This window comes from Dellaglioa sp. CoH-55-MRSF-9 (assembly GCF_056782155.1).
The window spans coordinates 1-238 of the sequence record NZ_JBXAYG010000168.1; the positions used below are offsets into that span (position 1 = coordinate 1).

Below are 238 nucleotides of genomic sequence, written 5' to 3' on the forward strand. Positions count from 1 at the left end.
CGATTCGCATGATGGGTTCGGCTTGCTGGCCACGATCAATGCTGGCCAGCCCCTGACGTGGACGGACGACGGCTCGGTTACTCCGGTCCCTCCGCTTCCTGCGTCGGGCAACTGGCCGATTCGTTACAACTCGATCGATCCGGCAGTCGGCGGCTCGCTGACAGTCAACGTGTTCTACGCGGAACGCCAGCAACGCATCGACACAAATCCGACCCGCCTGCAAATTGGGTAAAACATG

1 protein-coding gene is annotated in these 238 nt (G+C 60.5%); it reads left to right on the forward strand.

Annotation, left to right across the window (positions count from 1 at the left end; translation table 11 throughout):
• Window positions 1-232, forward strand: a 232-nt coding sequence (locus AC1RPV_RS08215) for a hypothetical protein (protein ID WP_481764273.1), incomplete at its 5' end; no start/stop codon positions are given.
• Window positions 233-238: the final 6 nt, after the last annotated feature.